Raw genomic sequence first — 20,077 nt, forward strand, 5'->3', positions numbered from 1 at the left:
GCACGCCCCCTGTTTGCGTTCACATCGCGAGCCTAACCGGCCCGGCCGACACAGGTGAGCGGACGAATAATCGGACGCGCGTACCAACACTTCGACCTCTGCCAGCTAAATTGAACCCTGTGCGGGCCTCATACAGAGCAATAGCGGTGACCATCCGCAGCCGGTGGCCCCTCTATATGCTCTCCATGCTCGCAGCCAATCTGATCGGCGCGGTACTGGTCTTTGCCTTCGTCCGGTACGGCGTGCCGATCCAGGAGTCCGACGCGATAGTTGCCGACCGGGTCCGCAATTTTGCGATCTTCGGCGTGTACCTGGCATTCGCCGGCGCCGTCAGCCTTACGGCGGCGGCAATGATGTTGAAGTCGGTCATCCGTTGGCGGCTGCGCGGGGGTCCACCCACGAGGTCCGAGCAGATGGCGGCACTGCACGCGCCGCTTCGCCAGGCCATCGTCCACCTGGTGCTGTGGATTCTGGGCGGCATCATCTTCGTGTTCCTGACCATCACCGAGATGCCCGGACTCGCGATCGCCGTGATCGTGACGGTGTGCATGGCCGCGACCACGACCTTCGGGTTCACTTACATGCTCGGTGAGCGCATTTTGCGTCCGGTCGCCGCCCAGGCTTTGAGCGAGGGCGAATTCGATCGGACCATGGCGCCTGGCGTCGGAACCCGGCTGGCGATGACCTGGGGACTCGGCACGCTGATGCCCGTCGCAGGCATCATCTTGCTGTGCTCGACGCAGCTCACGACCGATCTCGAGTTCTCCCCCGACTCGCTCGCGTGGGCGATCCTGCTCATCTCGATCATGGCGATCGTGCAGGCCTTTGCGCTGTCGATGCTGACGGCTACCCAGATCTCCGATCCGATCCGCCAACTGCGACGCGCCATCGAGCGGGTGCAGCGCGGCGCCACCGACGTACGCGTCGAGGTGTTCGACGGCAGTGAGATCGGCCGGCTGCAGGTCGGCTTCAACCGCATGATGAAAGAGTCCGACGAACGTCGTCTGCTGCGTGAGCTGTTCGGTCAGCACGTCGGCGAGGACGTGGCCCGGCGCGCGTTGAAGTTCGGTACCGAGCTGGGCGGCGAAACTCGATTCGTGGCAGTTCTGTTCGTCGACATGGTCGGATCAACCGGTGCCGCGGCCGAGCGCCCGCCGGGTGAAGTGGTCGAACTGCTCAACGAGTTCTTCCGTGTGGTCGTCGACGTCATCGATCGTCACCATGGTTTTGTCAACAAGTTCATGGGTGATGCGGCACTCGCCATCTTCGGTGCACCACTAGATCGGCCCGACGCTCCGACTGCGGCCTTGGCGGCGGCTCGCGAGCTGCGGTTCAAGCTCAACGACATCACCGGCCTCGACGTCGGAATCGGTGTGAGCGCGGGGCTCGCGGTCGCCGGCAACATCGGTGCTGCCGAACGTTTCGAGTACACCGTGATCGGTGATCCGGTCAACGAGGCGTCACGGCTCACCGAGCTCGCGAAACTTCGGCCGAGCCGGGTGCTGGCGTCGACGAGCGCGTTGTACTTCGCCGACGAAGAGGAACAGGCCGAGTGGGAACTCGGAGAGCAAGTCCAACTGCGTGGGCGCCGACGACTGACGCATCTGGCGTGGCCGGAAAAGTATCCAGAGGTCGATCCGGATCAAATTGGTTAGGGTGAGTCGATGGCTCAGCCTGGAAACACCCCACGGCGACTGAGACGACCACGCTCGCCCGTGGCCGAGACCAGTCGGTCCACAGGGCGCTTCTGGTGGCTGAAGTGGCTGCTCGGGGTGGCTCTGATCGCTCTTCTGATCGTCGAAGGTGCAATTCTGTGGTCCAAGCTCAGTGAGTCCTGGCAAGCCTTGACCGAAATCCATTGGGGTTGGGTGGCCGCGTGCGTCGCGGCGCAACTCATTTCGCTCAGCGGATACGCGTCCGTTCAGCAACGTCTTCTCAATGCCGCCGGTGTGATTGCCGGTCACCTCAAGAACCTCTCGGTCATCTACGCCAGCACCGCGATGGCGCTGACGTTGCCAGCCGGCCAGGTCTTCTCGACCGCATTCACCTACAAGCAGACTCGGAAGTGGGGGGCGACGCCGGTAGTCGCGTCTTGGCAGTTGGCGGTGTGTGGAGTGATCGCTGCGGCGACTTTGGCGCTGTTGGGTGCCGCGGGCGCGTTTGCCTTCGGCACCAAGGTCAGCCCCATAACGCTCACGATCTCGATCATCGGCATGGCGGCACTGTTCCTGGCGTTGCGATACATAGCCCAGAATCCCGGCAGTATCGAGCGAATCGGGCATCGAGTCCTAGCCCGCTACAACCGAATTCGCAAGAATCCGCTCGGCCACGGGATGCGACGCTGGTCCGAGATCCTGAAGCAACTGGATACGGTCGAGCTCAGCCGCACCGACTCGGTCATCGCATTCGGGTGGTCGGCCATCCATCGTGTCGCCGATGTCGCTTGTTTGGGTTTCGCATGTTGGGCTGTTGGCGCGGAGCCCTCTTTTGCTGGGCTCCTGATCGCGTTCGCCGCCGCAAAAGCAGTCGGCAGCATTCCGCTGGTTCCCGGCGGGCTGGGTTACGTCGACGCTGCTCTGGTCACCGCGCTGACGATCGCAGGGGCCGGCGGAGCGCAGGCAATCGCGTCGGTGTTCGTGTATCGGATGGTCAGCCTCGTCATGGTCGCTGTCGTCGGTTGGATCGTCTTCTTGATCACTTTCCGTGCAACCCACCACGAAGACCTCGAGATGGACCTCGAGTTCGAACGCCGAGAACAACCCGGCGTCTAGCGTCGCAACGCTGCTGCCATGTCGTCGAGGTGTGCCCGACTGATCCGTACGGCTGCCTCCGCGTCGCCGGCTTCGATGGCGTCCACCAACATTCGATGCTCGTCCGCATCGGGCTGGCTGTGGGGATGCAGGTCCAGAACCGCGATCAACTCGATCAACGCAGCCCGCAGACGCGGTACAAAGGTCTCGAAGAGTTCCGACAGCACGGGATTGTGTGCCGCGTCCACCACTGCTCGGTGGACGGCGATGTCGGCGTCGACGAACGCTGCGTCACCAGAGTGGGCTGCGGCAGTTCTACCGTCGAGCGCTTGCCGCAGAGCCGCGACGTCAACGGCATCGCGCCGCTGCGCAGCGAGGCGAGCTGCTTCGATCTCGACCGCGTTTCGCACCTCGACGACGTGAAGGATCGCCTCGGCTTCGAGCACTCGGGGCCACTGATCCGGAGGCGTCGTACTCCGTAGGAAGACCCCGGCGCCCTGCCGCGATTCGAGCATGCCGAGGCCCGCGAGAGTCCGCACTGCTTCCCTGATAGTGGACCGCCCGATACCCAACTGCGCAGCAAGAGTGGTTTCACCTGGAAGTTTGGCGCCGACTTCCCATTCACCGCTCACGATCCGCGCGCGTAGCAACTCCGCGGCCTGGTCGGTGAGCAGCCGACGCTCGACGATCGGGGACACGCGAACTCCTCAGGTTGTCTGATAAGTGATTTCGTTCTAGTGTAGCCCGCATGGCTACAGGAGCACTCCTTCTCGACTGCCGCGGCGGGGCCTGAAAGACCGGCACCCCTCCGCGGGGTTTCGCCATGCCGGTCTCTCGACTCGACCGCAGGAGAAACCGAAGATGAGTACTACCCGCGCCAACCGCTGGAACAACCAGAAGCCGTCACCCATGCCGTCCGAGCGCTATAGCGCCGCGTGGGATCGCGTCGACATTCCAACTTTCGAGCGGACGTGGCCGTCCAATCGCACCACCGCGGCGCCCCTGTGGGTGCCCGTCGATCTGCGTGACGGCAACCAAGCCCTCGCAGAACCGATGGACCCCGAACGCAAGCGCCGAATGTTCGAACTGATGGCGGCAATCGGCTACAAGGAAATCGAGGTCGGCTACCCCTCCGCGAGTCAGACCGATTTCGATTTCGTTCGCGACCTGGTGCGCTTCGATCTCGTTCCCGACGACGTCACTATCGTCGTATTCACTGCCGCGCGTACGGATTTGATCGAACGAACGTATCAATCGATCGAGGGGCTGCCTGACGCGGTCGTCCACATGTACACGGCGACTGCGCCGACGTGGAGAAACGTCGTTCTCGGCAAGGAGCGAGAAGAGCTGCACGACATGATTTTCCGCGCCGCGCAAGACGTTGCTCGTGGCGGCGAAGGCCACGACGGCTGGCGATTCGAGTTCTCACCCGAGGTCTTCAACCTCACCGAACCCGACTACATCCTGCAGGTCTGCAACAGTCTCACCGAACTCTGGGACGCCAGTCCCGATCGCCCGGTCATCCACAACCTGCCTGCCACAGTCGAAATCGCCACCCCCAACATCTATGCCGATCAGATCGAATACATGCACCAGAATCTGGCCCGACGCGATTCGGTGATCCTCTCGGTCCACCCGCACAACGACCGCGGCACCGGCGTTGCGTGCGCCGAACTGGCAGTGCTGGCCGGCGCGCAGCGCGTCGAGGGATGCCTGTTCGGCAACGGCGAGCGGACGGGCAACGTCGACCTGGTCACACTGGGGCTGAATCTGCATGCACAGGGCGTCGATCCGGAAATCGACTTCTCCGACATCGACAAGATCCGTCGAACGGTGGAGTACTGCAACAGAATTCCCGTCCACGAACGCCACCCGTACGGCGGCGATCTCGTGTACACGGCATTTTCCGGAACCCACCAGGACGCGATCAAGAAGGGCTTCGCGCATCACTACGAGAGCGCGGAGGCTGCCGGCGTCGATCCGGGATCGGCGCCGTGGGCGGTCCCCTACCTGCCGATCGACCCCGCCGACGTCGGCCGCGACTACCAGGCGGTCATTCGTGTGAACAGCCAGTCGGGCAAGGGCGGAATCGCATATCTGCTGCAGACCGAGTACGGGGTCGAACTCCCCCGGCGCCTGCAGATCGACTTCGCCTCGCGGGTGCAGCTCGAAACCGACGACTCGGGCACCGAAATGACTGCCGACCAACTGTGGAAACTGCTGTTGCGCGAGTACGGGTACAACGGAGGAGTGCGTCGGTACTCACTGGAACACACCGCCGACGGTGATCAGTTGTTCGTTGCCATCGATCGCGACGGGCGCGAGGTCACCGCCGCGGCCAGTGCGTCCGGGCCAGTCGAGGCATTGAGCAAAATCCTGACCGAACAGGGCTCAGCCGTCGAGGTCGTCTCGCTCACCCAGCATTCACTGCCCCGCAACCCGAATTCTTCCGGGAGTGCGAATTCGGCAGTCACCATTGCAGAGTGCGTGGTGAACGCCGAAGGGCGCTGGGGCATTGCGGTGCATCAGTCGGTGACAGCGTCGGCGCTTCACGCGGTCTACGCCGCAAGCGCAAACACTGTGATGCAGCTCACATGATCTTGCGGAAGGATTTCCTGGGGTCCATAGTTGAAGCTACAAGAACTTGAACATTCAACTACTTATTCAGGAGCTTCCATGACCACCGCAACCTTGCCCGCTTTGACCGCCGGAACCTGGGTCATCGACACCGTCCACTCCACTGTCGGATTCTCGGTTCGCCACCTCATGGTTTCCAAGGTTCGTGGAACGTTCGACGAGTTCTCCGGAACGATCACCGTTGCCGAAGACGGAACCCCCGCCGTCGAGGCCGAGATTTCCGTGGACTCCATCAACACCAAGAACGAGCAGCGCGACGGCCACATCAAGTCCGCTGACTTCTTCGACGTCGAGAAGTTCCCGAAAGCCACCTTCAAGTCCACCGCAGTGCGATCCAAGGGCAGCGACTTCGTCCTCGCCGGCGACTTCACGCTCCACGGCGTCACCCGCGAGGTCGAGCTGAACCTCGAGTTCAACGGCGTCAACCCGGGCATGGGCCAGGGCCCCGTCGCCGGATTCGAAGCCACCACCGTCATCAACCGCAAGGACTTCGACATCTCCATCGAGATGCCCCTCGAAGGCGGCGGAGCAGTTGTCGGCGACAAGATCACGATCACCCTCGAGATCGAAGCCGGCCTCCAGGCCTAACAGCACTGTGCGCCTTTATTAACCGCCCGCGGTTAATAAAGGCGCACAGTCGTATGGTGTGAGCGTGAAGAAGTACGCACCATTCCTGCTGATCGACGCCATTCTTGTCATAATCTTCTGCGCGATAGGGCGCCGTACCCACGAAGAAGCCAATGCGCTCGCCGGTCTGGCGAAGACATCCTGGCCCTTCCTGACCGGCCTGGTGATCGGATGGGCTGCCACGTTCGCGCTCTACCGCGACAAGTTCAACGCCGTTCTCCTTGTTCCCACCGGCGTTGTCGTTTGGCTCGGCGCCGTCGCCATCGGGATGATCCTGCGAGTGTTGAGTGGCCAGGGCACCCAGTTCAGCTTCATCGTCGTCGCGACGCTGGTCCTCGGCGCGTTCCTTCTCGGTTGGCGCGCACTCGCTCCGCTGGTAGTGAAAATCCGCACCAAGTCGTAACCAAACTCCACGGCTCGGAACCACCCGAAATGCCCGAGCACGTAGGACACTTTTCGGATGAGCAACACTACGGAGCCCGTCGAACGTAGCGAGAAGGAAGACCGGGGGTTCTTCGGCCAACCCTTTGCGCTGGCGAACCTGTTCGGCGTCGAAATGTGGGAGAGGTTCTCCTTCTACGGGATGCAAGGCATCCTCATCTATTACCTGTACTACAGCGTCAGCGACGGCGGCCTCGGCATCAGCCAGGCGGCAGCGACCAGCATCGTCGGCGCGTACGGCGGCACCGTCTACCTGTCGACGATTCTCGGGGCGTGGGTGGCCGACCGACTGCTCGGCTCCGAGCGCACGCTCTTCTACAGTGCTTCGCTGGTGATGGCCGGCCACATCGCACTGTCGGTTCTTCCCGGCATGTGGGGTGTCGGCGTCGGCCTCGTCATGGTCGCCTTCGGCAGCGGCGGCTTGAAGGCCAATGCGACCTCTCTGGTCGGAGATCTCTATTCCGAACAGGATGTTCGCCGCGACGCCGGATTCTCCATCTTCTACATGGGCATCAACATCGGCGGTCTTGTCGGTCCGCTGCTCACCGGAGCCGTCCAGGACGCCTGGGGATTCCACGCCGGTTTTGCTCTCGCTGCCGTCGGCATGGCGCTCGGCCTGATCCAGTACACGCTGGGCCGCAAGCATCTTCACGGAATCGGTGCCGAACCTGGCAACCCGTTGCCCGCGGACAAGCGCGCACTCTACATCGGGATCGGCATTGCCGCGATCGTCGTCGTCGCGGTCGCCTCCGTCACCGGCTTGATCACGGCGGACAACATGTCCGACGTCGTTGTCGGACTCACGATCGTCGCGTCGGTCGGTTACTTCCTCCTCATGCTCACCAGCAAGAAGGTCACCAAGGTCGAACGCAGTCGAGTCTTTGCGTTCATCCCGATGTTCATCGCGAGCGCGGCCTTCTGGTCGCTGTTTCAGCAGCAGTTCACCACCGTGCCGGTGATCTCAGACAAGCTCCTGGACCGCAATCTCTTCGGTTGGGACTTCCCGCCGACGTGGGTGCAGTCGATCAATCCGGTGTTCATCATCATCTTTGCCGGTGTGTTCGCAGCGATGTGGACCAAACTCGGTGACCGTCAGCCGTCGTCGCCGATCAAGTTCGCGCTCGGTACCGGCACGATGGGTCTGGCGTTCCTGGCGTTCATCCCGATCACCGGGGGCGGACCGAACAGTGCACCGCTCCTCGGCCTTGCCGGTGTGCTTCTGCTCTTCACCTTCGCCGAACTCTTCCTGTCCCCCGTCGGCCTTTCCCTTGCAACCAAACTCGCGCCCGAGCATTTCCACACTCAGATGGTGGCGTTGTTCTTCTTGTCCGTTGCATTGGGTTCTTCGATGGCGGGAACCTTGGCCGGTTACTTCGACATCGACGACAGTCGCCCGTTCTTCCTGATCATCGGTTTCTCGTCGATCGGAATCGGAGTGATTCTTGCTCTTGCCTCGCCGTGGATCAAGAAGCTGATGCAGGGCGTGAAGTAGACGGGCTCACTTCACCCACAACCACAGAGCCAACACGAATCCCGCTATCGCTACTGCCACACGCAGTACCGATGGCGGGATTTTCTTGACGACGGGCGGGCCACACCAACCTCCGGCCAACGCGCCGAGCGCCATCGCCAACGCGGCCACCCAATGCACCTGTCCGGAGAAGGCGAAGATGAGTGCAGCCACAAGATTGGCAATGCCGAGAAAGAAACTCTTCAGGATCGTTGCACGCCACACCGTTTCGGAAGTGAGGATGAGCGTCGCAGCCAGGAAGATGACGCCGGCACCGGCACCGAAATAGCCGCCGTATACCGCGACGGCGAACAGTGCTGCGGAGTAGATTCCGGGGCGGTCACCGCCGCCGGACAACTCACGAATCTTCGGTTGCAGCAGCAGCGCGAGCGAGGCGAACACGACCATCGCCGGCACAACGGATTCGAACGAACCTTCCGGTGCCAGCCACAGTATGAGGGCACCGATGATGCCACCGGCCGCCGAATAGAGAGACCAGCGAACAAGTTTCGGACCGGTATCGGCAACTTCACGGGACAAGTTCGCCAACGCTCCGACACCGACGGCCACCAACGCGACGGTATTGGTCATGTTCGCGCTGACCGGTGAGAGCCCGACGCTCAGCAGCGCCGGATACGAAACGATCGATGCAAGACCGGTGACAAAACCGACTAGACCGCTGAAGAATCCCGCTACGACGAGGAAAAGGAAATCGAGCAGGTTCACGAACCAGGAATCTACTCGCGGTGCCCGGTACTACTTGTCGGCAGGCTTGCCGAGTTCCTGGAAGAGCTTGTCCGTCATCTGCATTGCTCGATCGCCGCCGTCGGCGTCTGCGACGAACACCGCGAACGCGAAGTCTCCGCGTGATCCGTAGAACCAGCGATCGTCACCGCTCGCTGCACCGGCCGCCATCATGTCCGGGTACCCAGCCAGTCCGCCGGCGCCTCGCATGGCGTCACGCAGACGATTGTTGACGTCGCCGGGCAACGCCGTCGGCGTGACGTCGGCGGTAGCCGGTTGTCCGAAGACCATCATCGGCATCGGGGCACTGCCGCGGGCAATCGATGCCGCGAGCATCGCCATTCCGAACGGAGTTACCGTCGGTGCGCTCGCGTCGTTGGACGTCTTGTTGGCCATGACGTTGTTCATCGCCTGGTCCACGCCGGGGCGGTTCGCGGCAAGCACTGCTGTCTGCTGTTCGAGTCCCTGAATGTGGAAGCCGTTGCCGAGTCCGAGTTGCTGCCCGGTGTCGGCCAACTGCTCGGGTGACACGGCGCCGGGGTCGACGCCGTTCTGCATCGACGATGCGAGACGGACCAGATCGAGGGCGCCGCCGGCCGGGCGCAACCCGGTGAAGGCGATCGGGCCCTGTTCGATGGCCTGATTGTTCTGTGCGGCAGCCAGAATGGCGCCGTCCGACGGGCGGATCGCGACGATGGCCGCAGGAGTACCTGCACTGACGACAGCTTCGATCGCGGCGAGTTGAGCGTGCGAGTCGAGGGTCGCGGCGACGTCGGGGCCGGGAGGTCCTTGGAAGCCGGCTTGCTTGATCGGGAATCCGTTGGGCTCGACCAGATTGACCGCCCAGCCGGCGGTGGCGTCGCGATTGGCCTGCCACACGGTCCGCAGTGGGTCCAGCAACGGCGAGTTGATGCGACGGTCGGAGGCGATCAGCTTGGGTGTCTTGACCACGACGACACCGGGGATCGCAAAATCGCTTTCCAGGTAGGCGTAGTCGGGATCGCGGAGCAGTACGGCGGTGACGGGCTTGCCGGGGTTTGCGGCGAGGTCGGCCAACATCGACTCCGAAGTTACCAACGGTGCGACAGGTTCGAGCACCGTGGCGAGGCGACGAGTGGTGTCGACGGGGTCCGGCATGGTGGCCGGGTCGAGAGTGATCGCGTTGATGGTCTGCTCGTTCATGAGCAGGGTGCCGGTGCTGTCGACTACCTTCGGCGGCGCTGCGTCCGTGCGGGTGTACGAAACGGTGCGACCGTTGCCGAGGTCGGGGACGAGGACCGACGGGTCCCAGGACACACGCCAGCCGACCGACAGATCACGAACCTCACCCTGCGACTGGTAGCTCCAGTCCTTGCCTTCGCCGAAGTTCCAGGACGCGTCGAGTGTGAAGAGTCCGGAGTCGCTACCCAGATCCATGACCTGAGCGACGTCGAAGTCGGTGGACTTGGCGGCCAGTCCGTCGAACATCTGCTGGATCGACGGCCGCGCCGCGTTGGGGTACGACGTGAGCGCCGCGGCAGCTTCGGCGTCGTGGTTGTTGAGGGCGGTGACGAAGTCCTCCACCACCGAGGCGGCGTCGGATTTCTTCTCCCCACCGATGACACACGACGCGAGCGCCACTGTCAGAACGACAGCAGTTATCGACGCAACGACATATTTTCCACGACGGTTGTGCTGTCCTCCGGGCCCCATGCATGTAACTCTTTACTTCTGTCACACGAGTAACAAGCACGGGATGCCTACGAACGTGTCACGGTTGAGCTACGACGGTGTGATCCAACTGCAACGGAAAACAGGTTTCAGCGCAGAAAAGTGCCCGCTACCTGCACTGCAGGCGAAGAGCTGTCCGCACCCGCGATGAATACCGCAAATGCGAGGTCTCCCTTGATTCCGACAAACCATCCATGTGCCGGGCCACCCTCGGTCTCGGCCGTGCCGGTCTTGCCGAGAAGCCCCGGAATGTCCTGCAACGACGTCGCCGTACCGCCCGTGACGGTCTCGCGCATCATCACCCGCAACTGTTCGGTCACCTCCGCGGGAGCGGGTGCAACGGTCTGATCTGCCACGCCGGGCTGTCCCTTGACCAACATCGGCGCGGGTGTCGTTCCGTTGGCGATCGAGGCCGCCACGAGAGCCATCCCGAAGGGCGTGGCGGTCACCGTGCCCTGTCCGATCGCGGACTCGACGCGTTCGGCGGGGGTGTTCGCGTCAGGGACGTTGCCCGTCACCGTCGTGAGCCCGGGGGTGACGTAGTCGACGCCGAGCCCGAACTGCAGCGCCGCTTTGTGCAGAGCATCGGCGGGCAGACCGACGGCCATCCTCGCCATTGTGGTGTTGCACGACTTCGCGAACGCGGTGTGCAGCGGAACCGATCCGAGGTCGAACTCGTCGTCGTTGGGAATCTGACGGCCCTCGATGTTCTCGGTACCCGGGCACGGCAGAACGGTGTCCGGTGTAGCGACGCCGGCTTGCAGGGCCGCGGACGTCGTCACGGTCTTGAACGTCGAACCCGGTGGGTACAGGCCGGTCAGAGCGATCGGGCCCTGTGCGTCGGCGGGGGCGTTCTGTGCCACCGCCAACACCGCTCCGGTCGACGGCTGCAGCGCAACGATCGCCGCCTGTTGTGTCACCCCGGCGAGCGCATTCTCGGCCGCGAGTTGCATCGGTCGGTCGATCGTTGTCGCGATGTTCGGAGCAACCGGCCCGTCTTGGCCGGCGACGGTGGTGACGGTTCCGTTCTGCTTCACCTGCTGTACCGCCCAGCCCGCGGACTTGTCCTGCCCCTCCTGCCACAGATCGGACAACCCACTGAAAGTCGGCGACGCCAGAGTTTTGTCCACCGAGAGCAACCGAGCCTGCGGCGCCAAGCTCACTCCGGGAATCGCCGCCAACCTCTCCTCGATCGGTGCAAGATCCTCGGCCCGCAAAGTGATTGCGGTGACCGGCTTCCCACTTGCCGACGCAAGATCGCCGCTCAGCGATGCCGCCGTGATCGTCGGTGCGACGGGCGAGAGAAGGGCCGCCACGGCTGCCGTGTCCACCGGGGGCACCGCGGCGGAATCGAGATTGACCAGCGTCACCACCTGCTGCTCCATGATCGGCTGGCCCGCCGCGTCCAGCACCGACGGCGGAGCACCGGTGGTGGGTGTGTAGCGCAAGGTCGTCGAGGAGGTCAGGTCCGGAGCCAACAGCGCCGGGTCCCACTGAATCAGCCAGTTGTCCCCGCTTTTCGACGCGTTTCCCTGCGTCGAGTAGTTCCAGTCCTGACCTTCACCGAACTTCCACGCCGCATCGAGGGTGAACGTCCCCGCAGAATCACCGGACTCGGTGGCGTCGGAGACGGTGAATGTTCCCTCGTCCTTGCCCAGCCCGTCGATCAGAGCCGAAATCGCAGTCGACGCCGCCGCCGGATCGGTGGTCAGGGCTGCCGCCGCTTGCACGTCATCGGACGTGAGCGCGGAGGCGAACTCCTCTGCCACTGATTTCGGCTGGTCAGGGCCAGAACTGCAGGCAACTACCGATCCTGCGGCCAATACCCCCAGAGCCACGGCAGCCACGGGACGACGGAAAGTTCGGAAGCTCTGACGAGCGTGTGAAAGGCGCACGACTCCGATCATGCCCGAATTTGTGGCGCCAGTTCGATTATCGGTGTAATCATGTAATCAGTGCAATAAACGCACGCTACACTCCACCAGCTCTCCGAGGAGAACGCCATGAAGAACTCACAAAACTCCGGCGACCGCAGGTTCGGCCGTCCCGGAGGTTGGCAACAGGCGTCGGTTCCCGACGCGAGTGACGCGTCCGACTGGTTTGCCGGTCGACTTCCAGATGACTGGTTCACCGGAACGGCCGACGTCCAGGTCGACCGCGAAGAAATCGTCGTGATCGGTGAACTCCCCGCAGTCGACGGTGGCGAGGCCGCCGCGGACGGAAGGATCTCACGCTTTCGCGAAACCACGCGCGCCGACCGGATGCGCATCGCCGACGAGGCCGAGGCTCGCTACGGGCGCAAGGTCGCCTGGGGTGTACGTCTGGACGAAAAGACCGTCCTGTTCACACATCTCGCAGTTCCGGTGATGACACGACTACGTCAGCCCGAACGCAAGGTTCTCGACACTCTGGTGGACGCGGGTGTTGCTCGCTCCCGAGCGGACGCTCTCATGTGGACAGTCCGGTTGGCGGGCAAGCACAGCGAACAATGGCTCACCGAACTCCGCGAAGCGATGTCGAAGGTCGACGATCTTCGGTCCGAAGGCCCGAAAATCTGACGGCCCGAAAATCTGAAGGCCCGAAAATCTGAGCACCGAACACCGACGAGACCGACAGCACAGAATAATTCGATTGCACGGGACCGTTCGAGTGCTCTAACCTGGAACACGAATCATTCCCGACAGAACAGGAAACGGGCCGTTGCTCCTCTAGAGGTTCATCACGCGAAGGCACTCGCACCCATCAGCACTTGCTGAGCCGGGCGCACAGTCCAAGCACCCTCTGGAGTACTCATGACCCAATCCCATCTTTCTCTGTCGCTCTCGGATCTCACCTTCATCTGGCCGGACGGCGAATCAGTCTTTTCCCACACCAATTTTGTATTCCCCAGTGGCCGTGTCGGTCTCGTGGGACTCAACGGATCGGGAAAGTCGACTCTGCTGCGATTGATCGCAGGAGAGCTCTCACCGGAATCCGGATCCGTGACCGCTTCCGGCGAGGTCGGCTACCTCCGTCAGGACATCACACTCGATCCGAGCGTTCGGGTGGATGACATCCTCGGTATCCACGAACTCCGAAACGCATTGCACCGCATCGAAACCGGCGACGGCTCCGAATCCGACTTCGCGCTCGTGGACAACAACTGGGATATCGAGGAGAGCGCTCTCTCCACCTTGCATCGACTCGGCCTCGAGAAGGTGGCTCCGGATACCGCAGCATTGAGCCGAACTGTCGGCACCCTCTCCGGCGGAGAGACCGTCTTACTCGGCTTGACCGCAACGCTGCTGAAGAATCCACAGGTACTGCTCCTGGACGAGCCGACCAACAACCTGGACCGCGACGCTCGATCACGAGTTCATGCTGCAGTCCAACAGTTTCCGGGAACCGTACTGGTCGTCAGCCACGACCGGGAACTGCTCGACACCGCGGAGTACACGATCGAACTACGTCGGGGGGATCTACGCGTGTTCGGCGGCAACTACTCGCACTACCAGGAGGTCGTGACCGCTGAGCAGGAAAACGCACTCGCCACCGTTCGCGATGCCAAGGCCGATCTGGCAAAGCAGAGCCGCGAGCTGATCGACGCTCGAACGAAACTGGACCGGCGTAAGCGCTATGGACAGAAGATGTTCGAGAACAAGCGGATGCCGCCGATCATCGCGCAGACACGAAAACGTCAGGCCCAAGTTTCGGCGGGAAAGCTGGCCCTCAACCATATCGGGAAGGTGGACGAGGCCAAATCTGTCCTGTCGGAGGCAGAGGAACTCCTTCGAGACGATCGCGAGATTCGTCTGGATCTGCCTGCTACAGAGGTTCATCCGGGGCAGGTTGCGCGGCTCGACGAGGTGACGTTGCAGAGCGGCCAAGTGGTATCGCTCCAGATCACCGGGCCGGAGCGGATTGCGATAGTGGGACGCAACGGAATCGGCAAGACGACGTTGCTCGATGCACTCGCCGCGTCGACTCCGTTCGTAGCCTCTCGTGCGCTCCCCCAACGTCTCGACGTGTTCGACGAGGACCTCTCGGTGGCGGACAACGTCGCGTTGGCCGCGCCACACGCGACAGCCGAGGAAATTCGCGGGCAGTTGGCACGGTTCCTTTTCCGGGGAACGGATTCCGACGTATCGGCATCCGCGCTCTCCGGCGGTGAACGATTGCGTGCGGCGTTAGCCACGATCCTGCTGGCCGAGCCCGCGCCCCAGCTGCTTCTTCTCGACGAGCCGACCAACAACCTGGACCTACCGAGTCTCGCCCACCTCACGCAGGCACTTTCCGATTTTCGCGGCGCCATGGTGGTGGTGAGTCACGATCTGCCGTTCCTTCGCGGCATCGGCATAACGCGATGGATCAGCATGGACGAGACTGGTATTCGAGACATCGATCCCGAGTAGGCCGACGGTTGACGCTATCGGTGCTCGACGGTCTGGCCTACCGTGGGGCGATGTACCTTCACCTCGACGCAACCGCCGCGCTGTCGCTCGCAGGTTGGGTTCGCGAAGAACCTACTCGATCGGCCTCTGCCCCAGTTCCGCAACCACTGGTCGGCGGTTGTGACCAACTCGTAGTGTGGGCGAGTTTGTTCTCCGTACTTGCCAGTTCCGACGACCAGGTGTGGTTTCTCTCGACGGAGAACTATGCCGGTGGCGTTGGCGTCAGCGATGAGGCGTTTCCCTGGAATGCGTTCCGGCACGAGAGCCTGGCGGTCGCTTCCGGGCCGGCGGAGCGCGCGGCGATCAACGCCTTCTGGTCCACTCACCTCCCGGTCCTGATGTCGGTGCGCAATGGGTACGAGTACTTGGCGCTCGCACCCGACGGTCAGGTTGTCCGTGGAGGAGAGCCGGAGTTCGAGGAGGTCACCATCGTCGCCGCTGATTTCGAGGCTCTGATTCGGGGCATAGCCGCAGGCGTCAGCACTGCAGACCCCTCCACCGATGCATTGCTTGGAACAGTGGGTACTGCCCCGCCGGGCAGTGACCGGTAGCTCTGAGGGAGGCCGAGTTGACGGCCCGACTGTTCGTGAGAGTCCACGCCATCCGTCGAATGGGTCCGGACGACTACTCGAGTTCACGTGCGTAGCAACTGGCACCCATACTGGACGGGTGTTGCACGACGTGAGAAATCCGGTGGACGGTGCGCGGATCACCTATCAGATCGTGGGCGATGGCCCACCCCTGTTGATGGTGCACGGCACAGCGTTGTCGCGCTCCATCTGGCGTGGCTTCGGGTACGTCAAGGCACTTCAGGAGCAATATCGTCTGATCCTCGTCGACATGCGGGGTCACGGACGCAGTGACAAACCACACGACTCCGATTCGTATGCAATGGATCTGGTGGTCGGCGATCTCCTGGAGATCCTCGACACGGAGTCTCCGTTCGAACCGGCACACGTCCTCGGATACTCGTTCGGCGGACGCTCGGTGATGTCGCTGACAGTCGAGCACTCCGAACGGGTGCGATCGCTGACCGTCGGGGGCGGTAGCAGCCGACCGATGACGGGCGCGTTCGACGCATTGTTCTTCCCGGGTTGCATCGACGTACTCGAAAGCGGCGGTATCGAGGGATTCCTGACCGGTTGGGGCGTGAGGCGCGGCAAACCGGTGGATCCTCAGACTGCGACTGCCTTCCGAATCAATGATGCCCTCGCGCTCGCTGCCTACATGCGCCGCGCAGAGAAGGAGCACGGCATCGACGACGCCGTGCTGCAACGGATCACCACACCGGCGTTGTTGTTCGTCGGATCGAGAGATCGCGAGCGCCTGCCGGATACCGAGCATCTCGCGTCGCTGATCCCGGACAGTGCCTTGACTGTGATCGAAGGGGCTGACCACGCAAGCGCAGTCGCAGACTCCGATGCTGTACTGCGTGCGCTCATTCCGTTCCTGAGCCGACAGTAGTCCGCCTTCAACCTCTCGCTACTGCGATGTGAGCACTCTCGACTCCAACGCGGTCACCGGTGGTTGCCGCAAGTCCAAGCGCCTCAACAACTGGGCATTCGCGGCAACGACCACAGTGGATACCGACATCAGGATTGCTCCGACCTCCATCGGCAGCACGAACCCGACGGGCGCCAGCACTCCCGCAGCGAGGGGAACCGAGATCGCGTTGTATCCCGCTGCCCACCAAAGGTTCTGAACCATCTTCCGGTAGGTGGCGCGGGACAGCTCGATGACCGAGCTCACCGAACGCGGATCATCGCTGGCCAGAACAACTCCCGCCGACGCGATCGCCACGTCGGTTCCGGCACCGATCGCGATGCCCACATCCGCCTGGGCGAGTGCCGGCGCATCGTTGACCCCGTCACCGACCATCGCCACGCGGTGGCCCGCAGCCTGAAGCCGAGATACCTGCGCTCCCTTGTCCTGCGGAAGCACTTCGGCGAAAACTTCGTCGATCCCGAGCCTGCGAGCCACCGAATGGGCCACGGCCTCAGCGTCTCCGGTGACCATGGCCACCCGCACACCGCGAGCATGGAGGGCGTCGACGGCCAATGCTGATTCCGGGCGAATCTCGTCGGCCAATGCCAATGCGCCGATTACCTTCTCGTCACGCACTACATGCAGGACGGTCGACCCGTCACTGAGCCACTCTTCGGTCCCCGGGATCGCGGTGGCCCCGACCGATCGCAGCATCCCCGGTCCGCCGACACCGACGCGTGCACCGGCGACGTCCGCAGCAACCCCGATCCCGTTGTGCGCCTGAAAGTCGGAACCCGAAGTGAATTCGAGCGACAACTCCCGCGCCGCCGCGACGACGGCGCGCCCGAGTGGATGTTCGCTGTCGAACTCGACGGCAGCCGCTGCGCTGAGAACGTCGTCATCGGAATACCCGTCGACACCGCGTACACCGACCACTGCGGGCTCCCCCTTGGTGAGAGTGCCGGTCTTGTCGAAGAGAACGGTGTCTACGTTACGCATCGCCTCGAGGGCCATGCGGTCGGTGATCAAGATCCCAGCCCGAGCCGCCCGTTCCGTCGCGATCGAGACGACCAGTGGAATCGCCAACCCGAGCGCGTGCGGGCAGGCGATCACCAGAACGGTGATCGTCCGGGTGACTGCGCTCTCCGGGGTGCCCCAGATACTCCAGGCGATCGCGGTCAGCACTGCCGCGCCGAGTGCGTACCAGAACAGCAGAGCAGCGGCCTTGTCCGCCAACACCTGCGCGCGACTCGACGAGTTCTGGGCTTGCTCGACCAGGCGCCGGATACCGGCGAGCGCGGTGTCTTCTCCCACGGCGGTGACTCGAAGCCGAAGTGCCGAGTCGGTGGCTACCGTGCCGGCCACCACCTGATCTCCGACAGTCCGGCGGACGGTCTTCGACTCGCCCGTGATCATGGATTCGTCCATGTCGGCGCTTCCCTCGACCACCGTTCCGTCCGAGGGAACACGGGCGCCGGGACGAACTATCACCAGGTCGCCGGTCGCCAGAGCTGCGGTGGGCACGGTTTCCACCGATTCCCCCACCACCCGTTCTGCCTCGTCGGGCAGCAAAGCGGCAAGTGAATCCAAGGCGCTCGATGTCTGACTGAGCGAACGCATCTCGATCCAGTGGCCCAACAACATGATCACGATCAGAAGCGCGAGCTCCCACCAGAAATCGAGAGTGTGATCCACCCAGTGCAGACTCGCAGCCCATGACGCGAAGAAGGCCACGGTGATCGCGAGCGCGATCAACAGCATCATTCCCGGCTGCCGAGAACGGATTTCGGCAACAGCGCCGGTGAGGAACGGCTTGCCACCCCAGAAGTACATCACCGTGCCGAGTACCGGTGAGATCCATTCCACCAGAGAGTTTTCCGGCAGTGTGTACCCGACCAGATCAGCGAACATCGCGTCTGCCGCAACGACCGGAACCGCGATGACCAGCATGACTGCAAACAACGTCCGGAACTGTGCGACGTGATCCCCGTGACCACCGTGTGCCCCATGCTCCATCTGGCCATGGTCCATCTGACTGTGATCCATGTGGCGGTCATCCCCTCGCGTGTGATTGCAGCACAGCACCGGTCAAGCCATCAGCCTCGAACGTATGCCCAGGTAGCCACCCGAGCAAGGTCACGCGGCCAAGGCCTCCTGTTCAACTCCCCTTCAACATCGCTTCCATCTGAGTGATTTCCGCCTGCTGACCGGCAATGATCGCTTCTGCCATCTTCTCCGCCGACGGGTCGAGCCCGTTGTCGAGTTCGGTCTGGGACATGGTGATGGCACCCTTGTGGTGCTCGATCATCATCGTCAGCCACAACTTGTCGAACTCCGCGCCACTGGCATCGGTGAGGGCGGTCATGTCGTCGGCCGACATCATTCCCGGCATCTCGGCCATCCCGACGCCGTGTCCCGCGTGCGCCGACTCATCCATGCCCTCCATCGAACTCGACGAAGGCTCGGGGCGTCCCCACTCCGTCAACAATTCGGTCATCTGAGCCATCTCCGGGCCTTGCGCTGCCTCTATCTGCGCTGCAAGAGAGAGAAGTTCGGCATTGTCGGTTCGACCGTCGACCATCCTGGCCATGTCCAATGCCTGCGCGTGATGCGGGTACATCCCTTCGAGAAACTCGATGTCGGCGGCATTGACACCCGCAGGAATCTCCGACTGCGCTGCAACACTGGTTGTTTCGGAAGAATGGTTGATGCTCTCCCCGGAGTTGTCCGAGCATCCGGCAATCAACAGTGCTGCCGCTGCCACAACCGGAACGAACCGCGCGGCGCTCTTCCTGACCGTCAAAGACATGTTTTCACTCCCGAGAATTGATTGTGTTCGATATGCACTGCACCACAATTGATTTGACAAGAGTGCTGCACATGCACAGTTGCCACGTTACCGGCGAAAATCCACCGCGAAGCCCGATAACCGGCTCGAACAGGCTTCCTTCATCGAATCTTCACAGTCGAGTGGAAACCACCACGCGACAGCAATGCAGACACGCAGTCGACTAACCTCGGTCTGATGAGCGCCGAACTACGACCTGGCGAGGAACCGGGGCGCGTTCTTGTCGTCGACGACGAGACTGCCCTCGCCAAGGTTGTCGCCAACTATCTGACACGCGAAGGATTCACCGTGCGCCTCGCCCACGACGGGCCGAGCGCAGTACGTTCGGTGCGCGAATTCGAGCCCGCGCTGATAGTGCTCGATCTGATGCTCCCGGGCTTCGACGGTCTGGAAGTCTGCCGACGAATCCGTACCTTCTCCGATGCGTACATCCTGATGCTGTCCGCCCGCGGTGAAGAGTCGGACAAGGTGACGGGTCTGGCGGCCGGCGCTGACGACTACGTGGTCAAACCCTTCGGCCCCCGCGAGTTGGTTGCGCGAGTGAAAGCACTGCTCAGACGGCCACGTGCGTCGAGCATGCTGCCGGAAGCGCTGCCGACGCCTCCCGGTCTCGACATCGACGTCCTCGCCCGCACCGTGCATGTCGACAACCGCCCGGTCGATCTCACACCCACCGAGTTCGCGTTGCTCTCCGCCCTCGCTACCCGACCTGACGCCGCCTGGAGTCGAGCAGACATCATCGCCTCGGTGTGGGGGTCGCCCTGGTTCGGGGACCAACACATCGTCGACGTCCATGTCCGTGCATTACGCCGCAAACTCGGCGACGACGCGACCGATCCTCGGTTCATCAGAACCGTCAGGGGCGTCGGATACTCCCTGAGGTCGTCATGAACGA

At 62.9% G+C, this 20,077-nt stretch carries 17 protein-coding genes; 11 read left to right on the plus strand and 6 right to left on the minus strand.

What is annotated here, in order from left to right:
* Positions 1–176: 176 nt before the first annotated feature.
* Together ACYP01_RS09855 and ACYP01_RS09860 are read left to right on the plus strand one after the other, a co-directional pair.
* Positions 177–1,655 (plus strand): adenylate/guanylate cyclase domain-containing protein, encoded by a 1,479-nt coding sequence (locus ACYP01_RS09855; protein ID WP_003945952.1) that lies wholly within the window; start codon positions 177–179, stop codon positions 1,653–1,655.
* Positions 1,656–1,664: 9 nt separating this feature from the next.
* Positions 1,665–2,771: a lysylphosphatidylglycerol synthase transmembrane domain-containing protein gene (locus ACYP01_RS09860; RefSeq protein WP_459679701.1), complete on the plus strand. Its 1,107-nt coding sequence runs from the start codon at positions 1,665–1,667 to the stop codon at positions 2,769–2,771.
* Here the strand turns inward: ACYP01_RS09860 and ACYP01_RS09865 are convergent.
* Entirely contained in the window at positions 2,768–3,448 is a 681-nt protein-coding gene (locus tag ACYP01_RS09865) for a FadR/GntR family transcriptional regulator (protein WP_007734477.1), read from the minus strand. The genes ACYP01_RS09860 and ACYP01_RS09865 overlap by 4 nt on opposite strands.
* A gap of 163 nt (positions 3,449–3,611) precedes the next feature.
* Between ACYP01_RS09865 and ACYP01_RS09870 the strand changes: the two genes are divergently transcribed.
* The 4 genes from ACYP01_RS09870 (at position 3,612) to ACYP01_RS09885 (ending at position 7,947) form a co-directional block, all read left to right on the plus strand.
* Positions 3,612–5,348: a 2-isopropylmalate synthase gene (locus ACYP01_RS09870; protein WP_459679705.1), complete on the plus strand. Its 1,737-nt coding sequence runs from the start codon at positions 3,612–3,614 to the stop codon at positions 5,346–5,348.
* 78 nt (positions 5,349–5,426) lie between these two features.
* Entirely contained in the window at positions 5,427–5,975 is a 549-nt protein-coding gene (locus tag ACYP01_RS09875; protein ID WP_003945643.1) for a YceI family protein, read from the plus strand.
* 64 nt (positions 5,976–6,039) lie between these two features.
* The gene (locus tag ACYP01_RS09880; RefSeq protein ID WP_314673962.1) at positions 6,040–6,417 is read left to right on the plus strand and encodes a DUF3054 domain-containing protein; all 378 of its coding nucleotides are present in this window, start codon (positions 6,040–6,042) and stop codon (positions 6,415–6,417) included.
* Positions 6,418–6,474: 57 nt separating this feature from the next.
* Complete coding sequence (locus tag ACYP01_RS09885) at positions 6,475–7,947, plus strand: peptide MFS transporter (RefSeq protein WP_003945468.1); 1,473 nt, start codon at positions 6,475–6,477, stop codon at positions 7,945–7,947.
* Between the two features lie 6 nt (positions 7,948–7,953).
* On the opposite strand, the gene ACYP01_RS09890 is transcribed toward ACYP01_RS09885, so the two are convergent.
* The 3 genes from ACYP01_RS09890 to ACYP01_RS09900 all read right to left on the minus strand — a co-directional run bounded on the left by ACYP01_RS09890 (position 7,954) and on the right by ACYP01_RS09900 (position 12,326).
* A complete protein-coding gene (locus ACYP01_RS09890; protein WP_459679708.1) occupies positions 7,954–8,691 on the minus strand; it encodes a sulfite exporter TauE/SafE family protein in 738 nt (245 codons plus the stop codon).
* 30 nt (positions 8,692–8,721) lie between these two features.
* Positions 8,722–10,401, minus strand: a complete 1,680-nt coding sequence (locus tag ACYP01_RS09895) for an NTF2-like N-terminal transpeptidase domain-containing protein (RefSeq protein WP_007734469.1) — start codon at positions 10,399–10,401, stop codon at positions 8,722–8,724.
* Between the two features lie 107 nt (positions 10,402–10,508).
* Positions 10,509–12,326, minus strand: coding sequence for a penicillin-binding transpeptidase domain-containing protein (locus ACYP01_RS09900; RefSeq protein ID WP_192711986.1), 1,818 nt, complete (start codon positions 12,324–12,326; stop codon positions 10,509–10,511).
* A gap of 96 nt (positions 12,327–12,422) precedes the next feature.
* Between ACYP01_RS09900 and ACYP01_RS09905 the strand changes: the two genes are divergently transcribed.
* The 4 genes from ACYP01_RS09905 to ACYP01_RS09920 all read left to right on the plus strand — a co-directional run bounded on the left by ACYP01_RS09905 (position 12,423) and on the right by ACYP01_RS09920 (position 16,313).
* Positions 12,423–12,977 carry a hypothetical protein gene (locus ACYP01_RS09905; protein ID WP_003945732.1) on the plus strand — a complete coding sequence of 185 codons (555 nt, stop codon included), beginning with the start codon at positions 12,423–12,425 and terminating at the stop codon, positions 12,975–12,977.
* A 234-nt stretch (positions 12,978–13,211) separates the two neighbouring features.
* Positions 13,212–14,810, plus strand: coding sequence for an ABC-F family ATP-binding cassette domain-containing protein (locus tag ACYP01_RS09910; RefSeq protein ID WP_459679711.1), 1,599 nt, complete (start codon positions 13,212–13,214; stop codon positions 14,808–14,810).
* A gap of 50 nt (positions 14,811–14,860) precedes the next feature.
* Positions 14,861–15,400 (plus strand): hypothetical protein, encoded by a 540-nt coding sequence (locus ACYP01_RS09915; RefSeq protein ID WP_459679713.1) that lies wholly within the window; start codon positions 14,861–14,863, stop codon positions 15,398–15,400.
* Between the two features lie 142 nt (positions 15,401–15,542).
* Positions 15,543–16,313 carry an alpha/beta fold hydrolase gene (locus ACYP01_RS09920; RefSeq protein ID WP_003945805.1) on the plus strand — a complete coding sequence of 257 codons (771 nt, stop codon included), beginning with the start codon at positions 15,543–15,545 and terminating at the stop codon, positions 16,311–16,313.
* An 18-nt stretch (positions 16,314–16,331) separates the two neighbouring features.
* Here ACYP01_RS09920 and ACYP01_RS09925 read toward each other — a convergent pair whose 3' ends face one another.
* Both ACYP01_RS09925 and ACYP01_RS09930 read right to left on the minus strand, forming a co-directional pair.
* On the minus strand, positions 16,332–18,380 hold the full coding sequence (locus ACYP01_RS09925) for a heavy metal translocating P-type ATPase (protein ID WP_459679715.1): 2,049 nt from the start codon (positions 18,378–18,380) through the stop codon (positions 16,332–16,334).
* Between the two features lie 112 nt (positions 18,381–18,492).
* Positions 18,493–19,143, minus strand: a complete 651-nt coding sequence (locus ACYP01_RS09930) for a DUF305 domain-containing protein (protein ID WP_054188009.1) — start codon at positions 19,141–19,143, stop codon at positions 18,493–18,495.
* A 216-nt stretch (positions 19,144–19,359) separates the two neighbouring features.
* Between ACYP01_RS09930 and ACYP01_RS09935 the strand changes: the two genes are divergently transcribed.
* Positions 19,360–20,073, plus strand: a complete 714-nt coding sequence (locus ACYP01_RS09935) for a response regulator transcription factor (protein WP_459679717.1) — start codon at positions 19,360–19,362, stop codon at positions 20,071–20,073.
* The last annotated feature ends 4 nt before the right edge of the window (positions 20,074–20,077 follow it).

This window comes from Rhodococcus sp. no. 34 (genome assembly GCF_054589475.1).